The organism is Bacillus sp. URHA0034 (assembly GCF_056280405.1).
Genome location: NZ_JBWCDK010000002.1, coordinates 4,578,558 through 4,592,131, shown reverse-complemented (window position 1 = coordinate 4,592,131; position 13,574 = coordinate 4,578,558). Strand labels below are relative to the sequence as shown.

Here is a 13,574-nt window from a genome sequence, read left to right as displayed (position 1 = left end):
AACAGCCCCCCCTTTAGTTTGTCTTATCTTGTATTAAATCCGGCATTTTCTTGATCAATCGCTGAATGTAACGAGGCATTTAATCCATTGGCAATAAGATTCGCCATATCCTCGATGAATACATCCACTTCTTTTGGCGTGACCATTAAATTATGACCAATTGGCGACAAGACTTCGTAGATTAGTTTTCTTTTTTCCTCATCCGGAAGTGTGCCGATCATACCTAAAAAGGTCTTACGATGTTTTTCCTCTGGCAAATCCTCATCCGTTAATTTTCTTTTTTCACCAAAGGTCATACCTGCTGGTGCAAGAGCTCTCGAAGGGCGATTTCCTTCCCTTAACTCTTTTCCAAAATGTTTTAGAATGAAATCAATCGTATCACTAGTGATGGAAACAGCGTCTACTACAGTTGGAACCCCAATGGCGATAACCGGAATTCCCAGGGTCTCTTTACTTAATTCCTTTCTTTTGTTTCCGACCCCTGAACCAGGATGGATACCGGTATCAGAGATTTGGATCGTTGAATTAACTCTCTCAATCGATCGTGATGCTAATGCATCAATGGCAATCACGAAATCCGGCTTCGTTTTTTCAACCACTCCGAAAATGATGTCACTTGTTTCAATACCAGTCAGCCCCATCACACCTGGTGATAACGCACTGACTGAGCGATACCCATCTTCAACATTCTCTGGCTGGAGCTGGAATAGATGACGTGTTACCAAGAGATTTTCACACACCATTGGACCGAGCGCATCTGGTGTTACATTCCAATTCCCCAAACCTACCACTAGACACGAATCCGTTTTTTTTATTCCAGATCCTGCTAGGAAGTGGGCAAACTCACGAGCAAAAATTTCTTGTACCTTCTGTTGAACCTCGGAATTCTGCTGCCTAATCCCCTGTACCTCCAGCGTCAAATATCTGCCTGCTTTTTTACCCAGCTGTTCTTCCCCCTGCCTTGTTACCTCGACAAGAGAAACTTTTATATCTTCCACATCTTTTTCTTTAATAATGACCCCTTCGATTTTCGAAAGGTTCTCTTCTTCTCCGACAGATCTTCCCGCAAGCACCATTTCTCTGGCTTCAATTGCTAAATCCGTTCGTATCGAATACTTGCTTAAATCAATAGACTCATTCATGAAATCCACCCCTAATAGAGAATCCTAAATAGAAACTATTTCCTATTTTTGCCCTCAAGCCCGTAAAACATGCATTTTAAATTCTCTTACCTTTGAATTGTGTATTGCAATCTAGCCTTCTGTTTGATAAAATACTTCTTGTTCTGAATTATTATGGATGAATGTAAAGTCGAGTTCATATAAGTCTCGATTCTTTGTAGGAGGTGAATGTAATGCCTAACATTAAATCTGCAATTAAGCGTGTTAAAACAACTGAAGCTCGTAATGCTCAAAATACAACTGCTAAATCTGCAATGCGTACGGCTGTTAAAAAAGTAGAAGCTGCTGTTACTGTTAACGATGCTGCTGCTGCTAAAGAAGCATTAGTTGCTGCTGCTAGCAAATTAGACAAAGCTGCTGCTAAAGGTCTTATCCACAAAAACGCTGCTGCTCGTAAAAAATCACGTCTAATGAAAAAGTCTAACGCTCTTTAATTAAAAGCGTATAAAAAAACGATTCCGCTTCGGAATCGTTTTTTTTATTGTCCAGCGAAAGCGCCTAGCCCTGACCAAGGCGCTTTCGCTTTTCTTATTACCTATTTAATCTGAATAAAAGCATTTCGATCAGTAATGATTTATTCATTCCGCCGGTTTTCATCTGGTAATCAGCCTCTGCCAGCATCTCCATTAGGTTAGCTAATTCTTCATCCCTAAAACTTCCTGCCTGACCAAGGGCAAGCTTTACCCGAAACGGATGAATTTTTAAATAGGCGGCAATTTGCTGTTGCCCGTACCCCCTTCTTGAAAGCTCCTTAACTTGATAGATTAGACGAAATTGACCAGACAATAGCGCTAATATTTTAATCGGCTCTTCATTTTGTTTTAACAAGTCATAATAAATCCGTAACGCTTCATCTAATCTTCTTTGGACCACTCTCTCAATAAGAGTAAAAATATTTTGCTCCAGCGTCCTAGCAACCAATTTTTCTACTAATCCGCTATCTATACGCTTTTGTTCAGCTGCGAATAAGGACAATTTGTCCACCTCGCTGGCAAGCATAAACATATTAGTACCTGCTAAGGTAAGCAATTGGTCAATCGCGTTTTCCTCAAATTCGATCCTATTACTTATTGCTCGATCTTTTACCCATTTTTTTAACTCATGTTCAGATAACTTTTTAGCCTCAACTAACTCAGCACTGCGTTTAATCTCTTTGGTTATTTTTTTTCTTTCGTCCAATTTTTCATATGGAGCCGAAATGACCATCACCGTATATGGAGCAGGCTCTTTTAGGTATGCTTCCAATTTTGCCAGGTTGTGTTCTACCTTTGCCTTCGTTTTTTCTGCTGTTAAGAAAACGGGATTATGTAAAAAAACAACCTTTTTCTCCCCCAAAAAAGGAAAGGTCTCAGCGTCCTCTAATGCGAAATCCACTGGGGTCTCTTCTAAGTCATAAGCTGAAAAGTTAAAGTCCTTTTCTTCTTCGTCTAGAATATGGTCCAGAAGTAATTGTTTTGTTTCATTGATTAAAAATGCTTCTGTTCCATATAATAAATAAATAGGAGCTATTTCCTTTTTTTTAATTTTTCTCCATATCTCTAGTACCATTTTATCCAGCGCTCCCCTAAATTTTCACTCATATCTTATCGTAAAGAAGCTTGGACCTTTTGACAAGTACTTAAAGGGAATTAGCACAGTTTATCCAACAAATGCCAATTCCCGAATCTATTTGAACGCCAGCAATATTTGCCCTAGGATCTATATTGCCTGGCGGGGTTCCTCTACTTATAGTGTAGCCCTTCCCGAGTCGAACTATTTTGACAACTCTTGTCATTACAGGAAGAAGCAAATAGCAGGCTGGATTTTTTCAGACGAATAGCTTATACTATACTTGAAAATAGGAGGGGTAGAGCGTGAATCATTTTGAAAAAGACGTGCAAAATAAACGTAATGATGCGATTGATTCTGGGGTAGGTTTTGGAGTTTCTTTCGGCTTTTTTGCTATAATCTTTATTATTGCAACAGTCATTAAGCTAATTGGTTCCTGATGAATGCTACATAATTTAGTAAAGAGGCTGCAACGCTGCAGTCTTTTTTTTATGAGAATAGTCAAGTATAGGTTATAGCTGCCGAACAGGGCGCTTTCGCTTTCTTCTTGAATTACTATACCTTATGGCAAATAGGTTGAAAAGGTTCCGTTTCCACGATAAAAAAGATAGGTAATGGCCCCTTGCTGGTCGGTACGGTATATTTTTGCATTTACGGCTGCCAAACGACGAAGTACTTCCTGATGCGGATGTCCAAAACGGTTATGTTCACCCGCGGAAATGAGAGCCGCTTTTGGCTTAATTTGATTGATAAACACCTCAGCACTAGACGTTTTACTGCCATGGTGGCCAGCTTTTAACACATCAATGCGTAAATGTGGATACTGTCTTATGATTGCCTCTTCCCCCTCTTGGTCAAGATCCCCGCCGAAAAACCAGCTAAGACCACCTATCCCTGCAACGATGGCGATCGAACCTCTATTTCGCTCACCCGTGAAGTTTTTTTTAGGTGACAGAATATAAAAATTATTTTCATTTTGATGCCAATTATCTCCGGATGATACTCTTACAACAGGTATCCCTTTGCTCGCAGCTTCTTTTGTTATCAGCTGTTCTGTTTCAGAAGGCTCAGTAACAGATGGCATTAAAATCTGCTTGACCTTTAGCTCCGAAAGTATGGAATTAGCACCGCCAATATGATCCATGTCTCCATGAGTCAGAATTAATTTATCAATCTTTGTAATACCTTTCGCTTTTAAAAAAGGCACAACAACATCCCGGCCAACTTCAAAGGGTCTGGTCTGCTGTTTCCACCTTTCCTCTACAAAATTCATTGAACCGCCTGTATCAATCAGATAGTCGCCCCGTCCATGTGGAAAATGAATGAGAATACTATCACCCTGGCCTACATCAATCATTGTCACCTCTCCATATGGATTCAACCAATTCCAGCAAGGCTGAATGGAAAGAAGCATGGCAACAAGAACGAATATATGGACCCTCTTTTTAGGATAAGCCCCCCTTTCCCATAAGTAAAAGGTTGAAGCGATTATGATAATATAAAGAATGGTGATCAAGTTGGGAGGTCTTCCGGGGTAAAAATTGGTGAAGGGCACATTTTCCAAAGCCTGAATCAGCTTATTGGATAACTCAATCGTCTTTTGTACGAGGAAGATTAGAATGCCTGGGGTTGTTCCAGTCAGTAGTTGGATAATAAATAGGACATATACAGCTGGAAGATAAACGAATGAAAATAGAGGTATATAAAAAAGGTTTGCCGCTATCCCTATAAAGGAAAGTCCAAAATAGTGGTAAAGCAAAAGCGGCATCGCGGACAGCTGTGCTGTGACAGAGGTGGCAGCCATCTTTGCTCCATTCCCTTGATACTGTTTAAGAATACCGGGGGAACCAAGAATGATCGCAAAACTAACTAAAAAGGAAAGCTGGAAGCCAATATCGAATATGACCATAGGTGATCCAAAGATAAAGAGGAGAAAGGCCAGACTTAGGGAATCGATGGTTAAAAGCCTTAGATGGTGCTTCCATTTTTCAGCGATTAAAATCAGGGCAATCATTAGAGCAGAACGGATAACAGAGGGGGAACTGCCTGTTAATAGGACGTAAACAGGTAAGAGGCTTAAAAGAAAATTTGTCATAAACTGTCTGGTCAGTCCACATCTAAGTCCGATATAAAAAATTGTCCCAATGAACAAAGAAACATGAAGACCGGAAATGGCCAATAAGTGGACGATGCCCGTCCGTTGGTAGTCACTTAACAATTCAGGGTCAAGGATATTTGTATCACCAAATATTAAGGCTGCTGACAACCCCGCAATTTCCACGGGGAAGTTCTTTTCTAGGTAGTTAATTCCCGTAAAACGAAGCTGTTTTACGAAAGAGGACGGAGAGGATTTAATCGGTTTGCAATGATGAAGAGGGCTTTGTTGAAGATCTATGATCCAAAAAATTCCTTTCGTGGCCAAATACCTCTGATAGTTAAATCCATTCGGATTTTTAGCCGCTGCAGGTTTCTTTAATGTGCCTGTGATCTGGCAAAGGCAGCCGTAAGGGCTTTGACTTTCCAGAAGCTGTTTTTCTTCCTCTGAGTTAATCTGATAACGAAGCAGGACTTTTTCATTATAGAGGCGTTCCTTTGCTTGTACTTTTAATAGATCGCCATCAATAATTGGGTCTTTGATATATTCTACGTAAAAATCCGTTTTCGCTGACGGAAGCTTCGTGTGATTATAGACATTAGCCCACTCTCCTTTAAGATAAAAAATAAAACCTATCAGGATGATCAGGACAATTTGGGTTTGTTTGAACTTTTTAAATTTAGCTAACGTTAGAAGAAATAAAAACGTTACTATAAAAAATGGAAAAAATGAAACAAGTGAACATAAAACACCTAAGAAGGCACCTAGAGCAATAAAAATATATTTTCCGCTCATTATTTTTCTCCGATTTTGTATTTTGTAGATAAAGATACTGGGGAATAGTTATCGATTTAAGGATAGACGCCGGTCATTTTCCGGCGTCTTTTAGAGGAGATTATTTACCTAGTTGAATGATGGATTCTTTCAATTCAACCTTTTCAATTTTTACATGCGCCTGTTCAAACAGTTCAATCGCATAGGGATGATTTTTATAATCCTCCGCATAATAGACAGTTTTAATCCCTGCCTGAATAATCGCCTTACAGCATTGAAGACAAGGAAAATGGGTTACGTAAATTTCAGCATTAGCTGTCGGTACACCGAACTTTGCACACTGCAATAATGCGTTCATTTCAGCATGGACCGTCCTTATACAATGATGGTCGATCACATAACACCCTTTGTCAATACAATGATCTCCGCCGGCAATAGAACCATTATAGCCGCCGGCAATTATTCGTTTATCTCTGACAATAGTTGCACCAACAGTCAATCTTGTACAGGTACTTCTTAATGCGAGCAAATGGCTTTGTGCCATAAAATATTGGTCCCAAGAAATTCGTTCCATCTTTCCCCACTCCCTGCAATACTTTTCTTTTAAGTTTACTGGTACAAGTCTATTCAGGTCAATGGAAGTTTCTTTATACTACAATCAAATCCTTTAGCTTTTCAAACGTCTTATCCCCAATTCCAGTTATTTTTTTTAAGTCGTCAATCGTTTTAAATGGGCCGCTTGTGTTTCGGAATTCGATTATGGCTGCTGCCTTTGCAGGACCAATCCCCGGGAGATTCTGGAGCTCTTGTTCATCCGCTTTATTAATATTAATTTTCCCCTGTTTTTGCCCCGTATCACTCGAAACAGATCCGCCAGTTACGGTTGATGGTGGTAAAGTACTTCCCTCTTCTCCCTTGCCTGGTATGTAAATGACCATTTCATCCTCAACATGCGCAGCAAAGTTAACTTGTGTTTGGTCAGCCAGCTTCGTTAATCCACCTGCTCGCCCTATTACGTCAATGACCCTCTCCCCAGTGTTAGCTTGATAAACCCCTGGATGAGTCACTTGTCCCTTTACATCCACCATGATATTTTCAGGCTGGTTAGCAGCTGGTGTGTCTTTCTTTTCGGTTACTGTCTCCACATCTTTAGTCATGGCCTGATCCTCCTGACTGAGGGTAGTCAATGGGGCAGTCTCCTCAGGGCCCTGAAAATAAAAATAATAAAATCCTCCTCCAACAAGCAATAGTACAATAGTAAGATGAATCTTGTGTTCCATTAACCAATCTTTCATGCATATCCATCCTTTCTAAAGGTATATTTCACATTTCATTTTCATAATGTTATAAAAGAATACGGGATTCGAAGGAGGGTCGATTATGAATATAGGTATTATCGGTACCGGTAATATGGGGAGAATCTTAGTGGAGGCTTTGATTGACGGAAAGGCCGCTTTCCCTTCTTCCTTGATGATAACGAATCGAACAAAATCAAAAGCCATGCTGCTTAAAGATAAATATAAGGACATTTTGATTGGGGCAAATCCGGAAGAAGTTGCTGCACAATCTGATTTAATCTTTATTTGTGTAAAGCCATTAGACATACAGAATATGCTTGATCAAATCAGTCCACACTTAACACCTGATAAGTGTCTTGTTTCGATAACTAGTCCTGTTAGTACAAGACAAATAGAAAAAAGGGTATCCTGTTCAACTGTCCGAGTAATTCCTAGTATTACAAATCGAGCATTAGCGGGAGTTTCACTTGTTACGTATGGGGAAAATTGCAGCGACCATTGGAAAACGAAACTAGAAAAACTCATTTCGAAGATTTCTGTTCCGGTTTGTATTGAAGAACGAATAACGAGGGTAGCTTCTGATATTGTTAGCTGCGGACCTGCGTTCTTTAGCTATTTGCTTCAAAATTTCATCCAAGCAGCTGTTAAAGAGACCGAAATCGATACAGAAACAGCGACTGTTTTTGCAAGTGAGATGATTGTAGGACTTGGAGAATTAATTAAACAAGGGCATTATACCCTGCCGTCATTGCAAGAAAAGGTTTGTGTAAAGGGCGGGATAACAGGTGAAGGGATTAAGGTTTTAGATAGTGAGCTCGGTCCGGTATTTGAACACTTATTCCAAGCAACCCATGCGAAGTTTAAAGAGGACTTAGAACAGGTAGAAATTCAATTCTCTAGACAATAATTTCGCTAAACAATTACAAATTCCTCTAATAATTCATAAAAAAAGCCATCTTTTTTTGTAAAAAGATGGCTTTTTTTATTTTTTCTTAGCAACAAAGAAGATTCGTTCAGAATCTTCCGTTGGTTCTAGCTGTTCAAAATCGGCATTAATCTCAAGTAATTGGAAGCCGGCAATATCTAACCAGCCAGCATATTGCTCGATAGAATAAGTACGCTGATAATGAAGTTCATCGATTCGATCATATTTTCCTGTCCGCCCGTCTAAAACAAAAAAACTTAGTTCATGTTCAACGCTATAGGGGTCATCCCCTGGGAAACTATTCCAAATATAAGAAATATCATCCTCATTCAAGGCGAAAGTTTGGTTAACGAACACTTCAGTCATTTTATAGATAGAATGGACATCAAAAATAAAAATCCCATGATCCTGTAAATGTTGATGTACATTTGAAAAAGTCGCTATTACCTCTTCTTCTGTTTGTAAATAATTTAGTGAATCACAAAAGATACCTATGACATCAAATTGCCCTTGTCCTTCTAAATTTGCCATGTTCTGTTGAAAAAAAGGGATCTTAACGCCCGCTGCCTCCGCTTTTGCTTGGGCAACTGATAGCATATCTGCTGATAAGTCAATTCCTGTAACATCAAGGTTTTGTTTAGCAAACCGGACCGAGAGTTCTCCTGTCCCACAGGCTAGATCCAACAGACGGGCTGCTTCAATATCATATTTGGCAAGCATGTTTTTAACAAACGATACCCACTGATCATATGGGGCATCCTTCATAAGCTCATCGTACAAGTAAGCAAATTGCTCATAACTCATGAATTTAACTCACTGAGGATATCAACATGTGGTGCATCGCCCCACAGACGTTCTAAATTGTAGTAACTCCGTTCATCACGGTGGAACACATGGGCTACAACATCACCTAAGTCAATTAGCACCCATGTTGCTTCATCAAAACCCTCGATTCTTTTTACATCATAACCGTTCTCTTGAGCCTTCTCCTTCATTTCTCGCGCAATCGCCTGTACTTGCTTGTCAGAATTACCGTGACAAATAATAAAATAATCAGCAATTAACGAGATTCCTTTCATATTTAAAGCTAATATATCTTCAGCTCGTTTATCGTCAGCTGCTTTTACCGCAATCTTGAGAAGTTCTTGATTATCCATTCATCAGTCCTCCAGTTTTTGAATTAAATCGTTATAGGTATAAAATGTTTCCGGATAAATCGTTTGGTTCTTTTTCATTAAAAAGAGAATGGTATTTTGAATTGCTTTTACGAGTGCCTTGTCTAAATTATCGTTCGCTATTTCTCTGACTTCCTCTACACCTGGGAAATGTCTGCCCGGCTCTATATAATCCGCTAAATAAATCACTTTTTCCAGCAATGTCATATTTGGTCTTCCAGAAGTATGAAAGCGGATTGCATCCAATACTTCTGGATCGCAGACCCCTGCTTCTTTTTCTACCAGGTAGGCACCAACTGGCGCATGCCACAATTCAGAATTAAATAAAAGCAAGTCCTGGGGAAGTCCTTGAGACATGATGATTTCTTTCATTTCATCCTTTGAGCGAAACTTAGCATAATCATGAAATATAGCGGCTATTTCTGCCTTCTTCACATCCGCCCCATATTTCTCTGCCAAGCCAATAGAAGTTTCCATTACCCCTAATGTGTGCTGATAACGATGTTCCGTTAATTGGATTTTAACTAAGGCTAATGCTTTTTCACGTTCCATATAAATGTTTCTCCTCAATATAATCAATAACCGGATCGGGCAACAAATAACGAACCGTTTTACCTTTTTTCACTCTATCCCTTATCATACTAGAGGACACATCAATGGCTGGTACATCCACATATAGAACAGGGTAGTCCGTTTGGTGACTGTATGAAGGTCTCTCAACCCCAACAAATTGGACAAGGTTAATAAGTATATCAATATCATGCCATTTCGGCAAATATTCAATCATATCGGCACCAATTATAAAGAAAAATTGATGATCAGAATACTCAGCGTTAAGTAATTTCATGGTATCAACTGTATAAGATGGCCCGTTACGATCCAGTTCGATTGGTTGAACCCTGAATGCCGAATTTCCTGCAATAGCAAGCTCAAGCATCCTGAGGCGGTCCTCATCCTTAACCGACTCCGGTTTTTTCTTGTGCGGCGGTTCATGGTTTGGCATAAACCAAATTTTATCAAGCTTAAGTTCTGAAAGAACTTCATTGGCAATCAAAAGATGTCCATAATGGGGCGGATCAAACGTACCGCCCAATATTCCAACTTTCTTCATGCATTCGCCATCCTTTTCCTTGTTTAAGGGTCCATTTATTATGGAAGAGTGATTGTTTTCTTTTCTGTCGACTCTTTATACAAGACAATTGTGTTTCCGATAATTTGAACGATCTCTGCGCCAGTGCCAGTCGCCAGTTGCTCGGCTACTTCCGTTTTATCTTCCTCACAATTCTGCAAAATACTTATTTTAAATAGTTCTCTTGCTTCCAGTGCATCCGCTATTTGCTTAATCATATTCTCATTTACTCCACCTTTACCTACTTGAAAGATCGGATCTAAATGATGTGCCTTTGACCGTAAAAATCTTTTTTGTTTACCTGTTAACATTATTATCCTCCTAGTTGTTCCAAAACATTTTCTTTCATTCGTTGTATATCTGGAAATATCCCTGTCCATTTTTCAAAAGCCAGTGCGCCCTGATAGACAAACATATCAATACCGTTTTGTACTGTTGCCCCTCTTTCACTCGCTTCATGTAAAAAACTTGTTTCAAGCGGGTTATAGATGATGTCACAAACAACTGTCTGCTCACTTAAATTTTGCAGACTTAAGGGCTGTTCCGTTAATTTTGGAGACATTCCGATCATCGTTGTTTGAATAAACATATCGTACTCACCAACAAGTTTGGCTGCTTCTTCAATAGTAAATGCCCTTGAGGAAATAGTGTACGGACATTCAGCAATGAGACCAGCGGCATTTTCAACCGTGCGATTAGCTATGTCAATTTGCATAGGGTTTTCTTTTGCTAAGGTAAAGTAAATAGCTCTTGCTGCTCCACCTGCTCCAATCAGTAATATTCTTTTTCCTTTGATCTCAGGAACAATAGCCTTTAACCCTTTCAAAAAACCGAGCCCATCGGTATTGTAGCCGATTAATCTTCCATCTTTATTAACTACGGTATTTACAGCCCCGATGCTAGCCGCTAATTCATCCACTTCATCCAAGAAAGGGATGACTTTACTCTTGTGGGGAATAGTGACATTAAAGCCAACTGCCCCTATTGCTCTTAATCCGTTAACTGCATCCCGCAAGTCTTCATCCTTTACTTGAAAAGGAAGATAGATGGCATCTATGTTATAAAGCGAAAATAAATCATTGTGCATTGCTGGCGACATCGTATGCCCAATTGGATTCCCCAACACTCCAAATAGCTTTTTCACCTGTTTCCCCACCCTGTTCAGATAATCTTTTTAGATTAATGACCTTCGCATTAAAGTTTGAACACCTTTTGGCACATAGGCAGCCACTTTTGCCCCCGGTTCATTAATTGTAATCCATCCGAGTCCTGAAAAAACAATATCTGTTTTTGCCTCTTTGACGGTAAATTCCTGTTTAACCAGCTCTGGAAATGATTCTAATTCATCAGGTCCTGGTGGTGTCAGCAATTCCCCTGCATGTTTTTCGTAGAGACTATCCGCATTTTCAATTTTTGTCCGGTGAATATTTATTTCATTTGAAACGTAACAAACAAACGATCTTCTGCCGCCCGAGATATAGTCAAAACGAGCCAGGCCGCCGAAAAACAATGTTTGTCCTTCATTTAATTGAAATACCTTTGGCTTTATTTCTTTCTTAGGCGTGATAATTTTTAAATCTTTTTTATTAATAAAATGGGCCATTTGATGGTGATTGATAATGCCCGGCGAATCAATCAACGATTTTTCATCATCTAGTGGGATTTTAATAATATCTAATGTTGTTCCCGGAAAATGAGAGGTTGTAATGACGTCTTCTTCGCCAGTTACTTCTTTAATAATCCGATTGATAAAAGTTGATTTCCCAACATTGGTACATCCGACCACATAAACATCTTTTCCATTTCGTAATTCATCAATGGCTGCAGCCGTATCCCTAATATTTAATCCTTTTGCGGCACTAACTAAATATACTTCTTCCGGTCTAAGCCCTAATTCTTTTGATTCATGCTTCATCCACTGAACTAACTTGGCATGCTTGACAGACTTTGGTAATAAATCGACTTTATTTCCAACAAGTATTACCTTATTGTTACCAACAAACCTGTGTAAGCCTGGAAGCCAGCTTCCATTAAAATCAAAGATATCTACAATCATCACAATCAGGGCATCAGACTTGCCAATCTCATTTAATATCTTTAAAAAGTCATTATCGGTTAAATTAACATCCTGGACCTCGTTATAGTGTTTTAACCGAAAACATCTTTGACATATAATCGTTTCCTTCTCTAAAGCAGATGAAGGGGCATAACCCATTTCGTTTGGGTCTTCAGTTTGGACTGTTATTCCACAGCCCATACAGATATATTGTTGTTCACTCACTGATTAATCCTCCCATTGAAGCATCCCTTTTTTACGGAACCAATTTAAAATCCTTCGTTCCGCAAATCGATTGAATTTTGTCCAAAAACCATCAGATGAGGCGACAGGAACAACCAAGATCGTATGAAAACCGCTGCGGTTTCCACCCAGTACATCAGTTAATAATTGGTCTCCAATGACAACTGCCTCTTCCTTTTTAATTCCCATTAGTTGAATAGCCCGGTGAAACGCAGGCCCCATAGGTTTCCGTGCTCTATAAATAAACGGTATTTTTAGCGGGTCTGAAAAAAACTTGACCCTTTCTTCATTGTTATTGGAAACAATGGTTACCAGGATATTATGTTTTTTTATTTCATCGAACCATTGAATTAATTGAGGGGTGGCACTTGGACGGTCCCATTCCACTAAGGTATTATCTAAATCCGTAATAATTCCTTTAATCCCTCTTGCTTTTAACTCAACAGGTGAAATATCGAGAATGCTTTTCACATGTTCATTCGGTAAAAATTGTTTTAACACTAAGCGTACACCTCATTAGCTCTAAATAAAATGCTGGTTGTAGAACCACCATTTTCTTTTCTTGTATCATCATAACCAATTTCCCCCCTTGTTTCAAAAGAAAAAGTGAAACGGCTCAAATTTAATCAGCAAAACTACTATATATCTTATTATCCTTCATATATCGACAATACATGAGATTCAAATACAATTACTTTTTGATTAATTTTAAAGATTTACTAATTGCACGCTTTTAAAAATAAATATTTTTCGACAAAATCCCACATTTCCGTCTTCTGTGGATAACCTTATTAACAGTATACCCATTGAATAATTTACATTTTATTACTTTATAAACAAATTAATCACAAGTTATCCACTGAATCTGTGGATAAAGAGAACGATTGTTCTTAAGGAATTAATTTGGTAGATTTAGGTTACACCATTTGAACTTACCAATTTATGTTTTGCTCTTATAAAATAGAACCATTTATTTTTAATCGGAGGTGATTCTGATATGCGGAAACTGTCAGATGAATTATTAATCGAATCATATTTTAAAGCTAGAGAATTAAACTTAAGCCCGGAATTTATCGGTCTCATTGAGTCTGAGATTCACCGACGTTCTTTATACAATAAAATTAAAAAGTCTTCTTAAATTGAAACCTGC

17 protein-coding genes are annotated in these 13,574 nt (G+C 38.8%); 4 read left to right on the top strand and 13 right to left on the bottom strand.

Annotated elements, in window-relative coordinates; genetic code table 11:
* Nucleotides 1-23 precede the first annotated feature (23 nt).
* The gene (gene gpr / locus ACZ9EE_RS24025) at nt 24-1,142 is read right to left on the bottom strand and encodes a GPR endopeptidase (RefSeq protein ID WP_476031157.1); all 1,119 of its coding nucleotides are present in this window, start codon (nt 1,140-1,142) and stop codon (nt 24-26) included.
* Between the two features lie 212 nt (nt 1,143-1,354).
* Between gpr and rpsT the strand changes: the two genes are divergently transcribed.
* Nucleotides 1,355-1,615, top strand: a complete 261-nt coding sequence (gene rpsT, locus ACZ9EE_RS24020) for a 30S ribosomal protein S20 (protein ID WP_476031156.1) — start codon at nt 1,355-1,357, stop codon at nt 1,613-1,615.
* A gap of 97 nt (nt 1,616-1,712) precedes the next feature.
* On the opposite strand, the gene holA is transcribed toward rpsT, so the two are convergent.
* Entirely contained in the window at nt 1,713-2,729 is a 1,017-nt protein-coding gene (gene holA / locus ACZ9EE_RS24015; protein WP_476031155.1) for a DNA polymerase III subunit delta, read from the bottom strand.
* 305 nt (nt 2,730-3,034) lie between these two features.
* Here holA and ACZ9EE_RS24010 point away from each other — a divergent pair, with 305 nt between their 5' ends.
* Nucleotides 3,035-3,169: a YqzM family protein gene (locus ACZ9EE_RS24010; RefSeq protein ID WP_476031154.1), complete on the top strand. Its 135-nt coding sequence runs from the start codon at nt 3,035-3,037 to the stop codon at nt 3,167-3,169.
* 122 nt (nt 3,170-3,291) lie between these two features.
* Here the strand turns inward: ACZ9EE_RS24010 and ACZ9EE_RS24005 are convergent, their stop codons facing one another.
* The 3 genes from ACZ9EE_RS24005 to ACZ9EE_RS23995 form a co-directional block, all read right to left on the bottom strand.
* Complete coding sequence (locus ACZ9EE_RS24005) at nt 3,292-5,619, bottom strand: DNA internalization-related competence protein ComEC/Rec2 (RefSeq protein WP_476031153.1); 2,328 nt, start codon at nt 5,617-5,619, stop codon at nt 3,292-3,294.
* A 100-nt stretch (nt 5,620-5,719) separates the two neighbouring features.
* Nucleotides 5,720-6,172, bottom strand: coding sequence for a ComE operon protein 2 (locus ACZ9EE_RS24000; protein ID WP_476031152.1), 453 nt, complete (start codon nt 6,170-6,172; stop codon nt 5,720-5,722).
* Between the two features lie 73 nt (nt 6,173-6,245).
* Nucleotides 6,246-6,755 (bottom strand): helix-hairpin-helix domain-containing protein, encoded by a 510-nt coding sequence (locus ACZ9EE_RS23995; RefSeq protein ID WP_476031151.1) that lies wholly within the window; start codon nt 6,753-6,755, stop codon nt 6,246-6,248.
* A gap of 223 nt (nt 6,756-6,978) precedes the next feature.
* On the opposite strand from ACZ9EE_RS23995, the gene comER reads away from it, so the two are divergent.
* Nucleotides 6,979-7,803, top strand: a complete 825-nt coding sequence (gene comER / locus ACZ9EE_RS23990) for a late competence protein ComER (protein WP_476031150.1) — start codon at nt 6,979-6,981, stop codon at nt 7,801-7,803.
* 75 nt (nt 7,804-7,878) lie between these two features.
* On the opposite strand, the gene ACZ9EE_RS23985 is transcribed toward comER, so the two are convergent.
* The 8 genes from ACZ9EE_RS23985 to ACZ9EE_RS23950 are packed head-to-tail and all read right to left on the bottom strand — an operon-like array spanning nt 7,879 to nt 12,925.
* On the bottom strand, nt 7,879-8,625 hold the full coding sequence (locus ACZ9EE_RS23985) for a class I SAM-dependent DNA methyltransferase (RefSeq protein WP_476031149.1): 747 nt from the start codon (nt 8,623-8,625) through the stop codon (nt 7,879-7,881).
* Complete coding sequence (rsfS, locus tag ACZ9EE_RS23980) at nt 8,622-8,978, bottom strand: ribosome silencing factor (RefSeq protein ID WP_476031148.1); 357 nt, start codon at nt 8,976-8,978, stop codon at nt 8,622-8,624. The genes ACZ9EE_RS23985 and rsfS overlap by 4 nt, the downstream gene beginning before the upstream one ends.
* 3 nt (nt 8,979-8,981) lie before the next feature.
* The gene (yqeK, locus tag ACZ9EE_RS23975) at nt 8,982-9,548 is read right to left on the bottom strand and encodes a bis(5'-nucleosyl)-tetraphosphatase (symmetrical) YqeK (RefSeq protein WP_476031147.1); all 567 of its coding nucleotides are present in this window, start codon (nt 9,546-9,548) and stop codon (nt 8,982-8,984) included.
* Nucleotides 9,538-10,107, bottom strand: a complete 570-nt coding sequence (locus tag ACZ9EE_RS23970) for a nicotinate-nucleotide adenylyltransferase (RefSeq protein ID WP_476031146.1) — start codon at nt 10,105-10,107, stop codon at nt 9,538-9,540. The genes yqeK and ACZ9EE_RS23970 overlap by 11 nt, the downstream gene beginning before the upstream one ends.
* A 38-nt stretch (nt 10,108-10,145) precedes the next feature.
* Nucleotides 10,146-10,436, bottom strand: coding sequence for a ribosome assembly RNA-binding protein YhbY (yhbY, locus tag ACZ9EE_RS23965; protein ID WP_476031145.1), 291 nt, complete (start codon nt 10,434-10,436; stop codon nt 10,146-10,148).
* 2 nt (nt 10,437-10,438) lie between these two features.
* Nucleotides 10,439-11,269, bottom strand: coding sequence for a shikimate dehydrogenase (gene aroE, locus ACZ9EE_RS23960; RefSeq protein ID WP_476031144.1), 831 nt, complete (start codon nt 11,267-11,269; stop codon nt 10,439-10,441).
* 30 nt (nt 11,270-11,299) lie between these two features.
* Nucleotides 11,300-12,406: a ribosome biogenesis GTPase YqeH gene (gene yqeH / locus ACZ9EE_RS23955; protein WP_476031143.1), complete on the bottom strand. Its 1,107-nt coding sequence runs from the start codon at nt 12,404-12,406 to the stop codon at nt 11,300-11,302.
* A gap of 3 nt (nt 12,407-12,409) precedes the next feature.
* Nucleotides 12,410-12,925, bottom strand: coding sequence for a YqeG family HAD IIIA-type phosphatase (locus ACZ9EE_RS23950; protein ID WP_476031142.1), 516 nt, complete (start codon nt 12,923-12,925; stop codon nt 12,410-12,412).
* A 496-nt stretch (nt 12,926-13,421) separates the two neighbouring features.
* On the opposite strand from ACZ9EE_RS23950, the gene sda reads away from it, so the two are divergent.
* Nucleotides 13,422-13,562 (top strand): sporulation histidine kinase inhibitor Sda, encoded by a 141-nt coding sequence (gene sda / locus ACZ9EE_RS23945; RefSeq protein WP_251563454.1) that lies wholly within the window; start codon nt 13,422-13,424, stop codon nt 13,560-13,562.
* Nucleotides 13,563-13,574: the final 12 nt, after the last annotated feature.

Bases quoted from the DNA above. Each gene is read 5' to 3' on its own strand.
- yqeK (WP_476031147.1), bottom strand. From the start codon at position 9,548: ATGGAACGTGAAAAAGCATTAGCCTTAGTTAAAATCCAATTAACGGAA.
- comER (WP_476031150.1), top strand. From the start codon at position 6,979: ATGAATATAGGTATTATCGGTACCGGTAATATGGGGAGAATCTTAGTG.
- yhbY (WP_476031145.1), bottom strand. From the start codon at position 10,436: ATGTTAACAGGTAAACAAAAAAGATTTTTACGGTCAAAGGCACATCAT.
- sda (WP_251563454.1), top strand. From the start codon at position 13,422: ATGCGGAAACTGTCAGATGAATTATTAATCGAATCATATTTTAAAGCT.
- ACZ9EE_RS24000 (WP_476031152.1), bottom strand. From the start codon at position 6,172: ATGGAACGAATTTCTTGGGACCAATATTTTATGGCACAAAGCCATTTG.
- rpsT (WP_476031156.1), top strand. From the start codon at position 1,355: ATGCCTAACATTAAATCTGCAATTAAGCGTGTTAAAACAACTGAAGCT.
- ACZ9EE_RS23985 (WP_476031149.1), bottom strand. From the start codon at position 8,625: ATGAGTTATGAGCAATTTGCTTACTTGTACGATGAGCTTATGAAGGAT.
- holA (WP_476031155.1), bottom strand. From the start codon at position 2,729: ATGGTACTAGAGATATGGAGAAAAATTAAAAAAAAGGAAATAGCTCCT.
- ACZ9EE_RS24005 (WP_476031153.1), bottom strand. From the start codon at position 5,619: ATGAGCGGAAAATATATTTTTATTGCTCTAGGTGCCTTCTTAGGTGTT.
- ACZ9EE_RS23995 (WP_476031151.1), bottom strand. From the start codon at position 6,755: ATGACTAAAGATGTGGAGACAGTAACCGAAAAGAAAGACACACCAGCT.
- rsfS (WP_476031148.1), bottom strand. From the start codon at position 8,978: ATGGATAATCAAGAACTTCTCAAGATTGCGGTAAAAGCAGCTGACGAT.
- gpr (WP_476031157.1), bottom strand. From the start codon at position 1,142: ATGAATGAGTCTATTGATTTAAGCAAGTATTCGATACGAACGGATTTA.
- ACZ9EE_RS23970 (WP_476031146.1), bottom strand. From the start codon at position 10,107: ATGAAGAAAGTTGGAATATTGGGCGGTACGTTTGATCCGCCCCATTAT.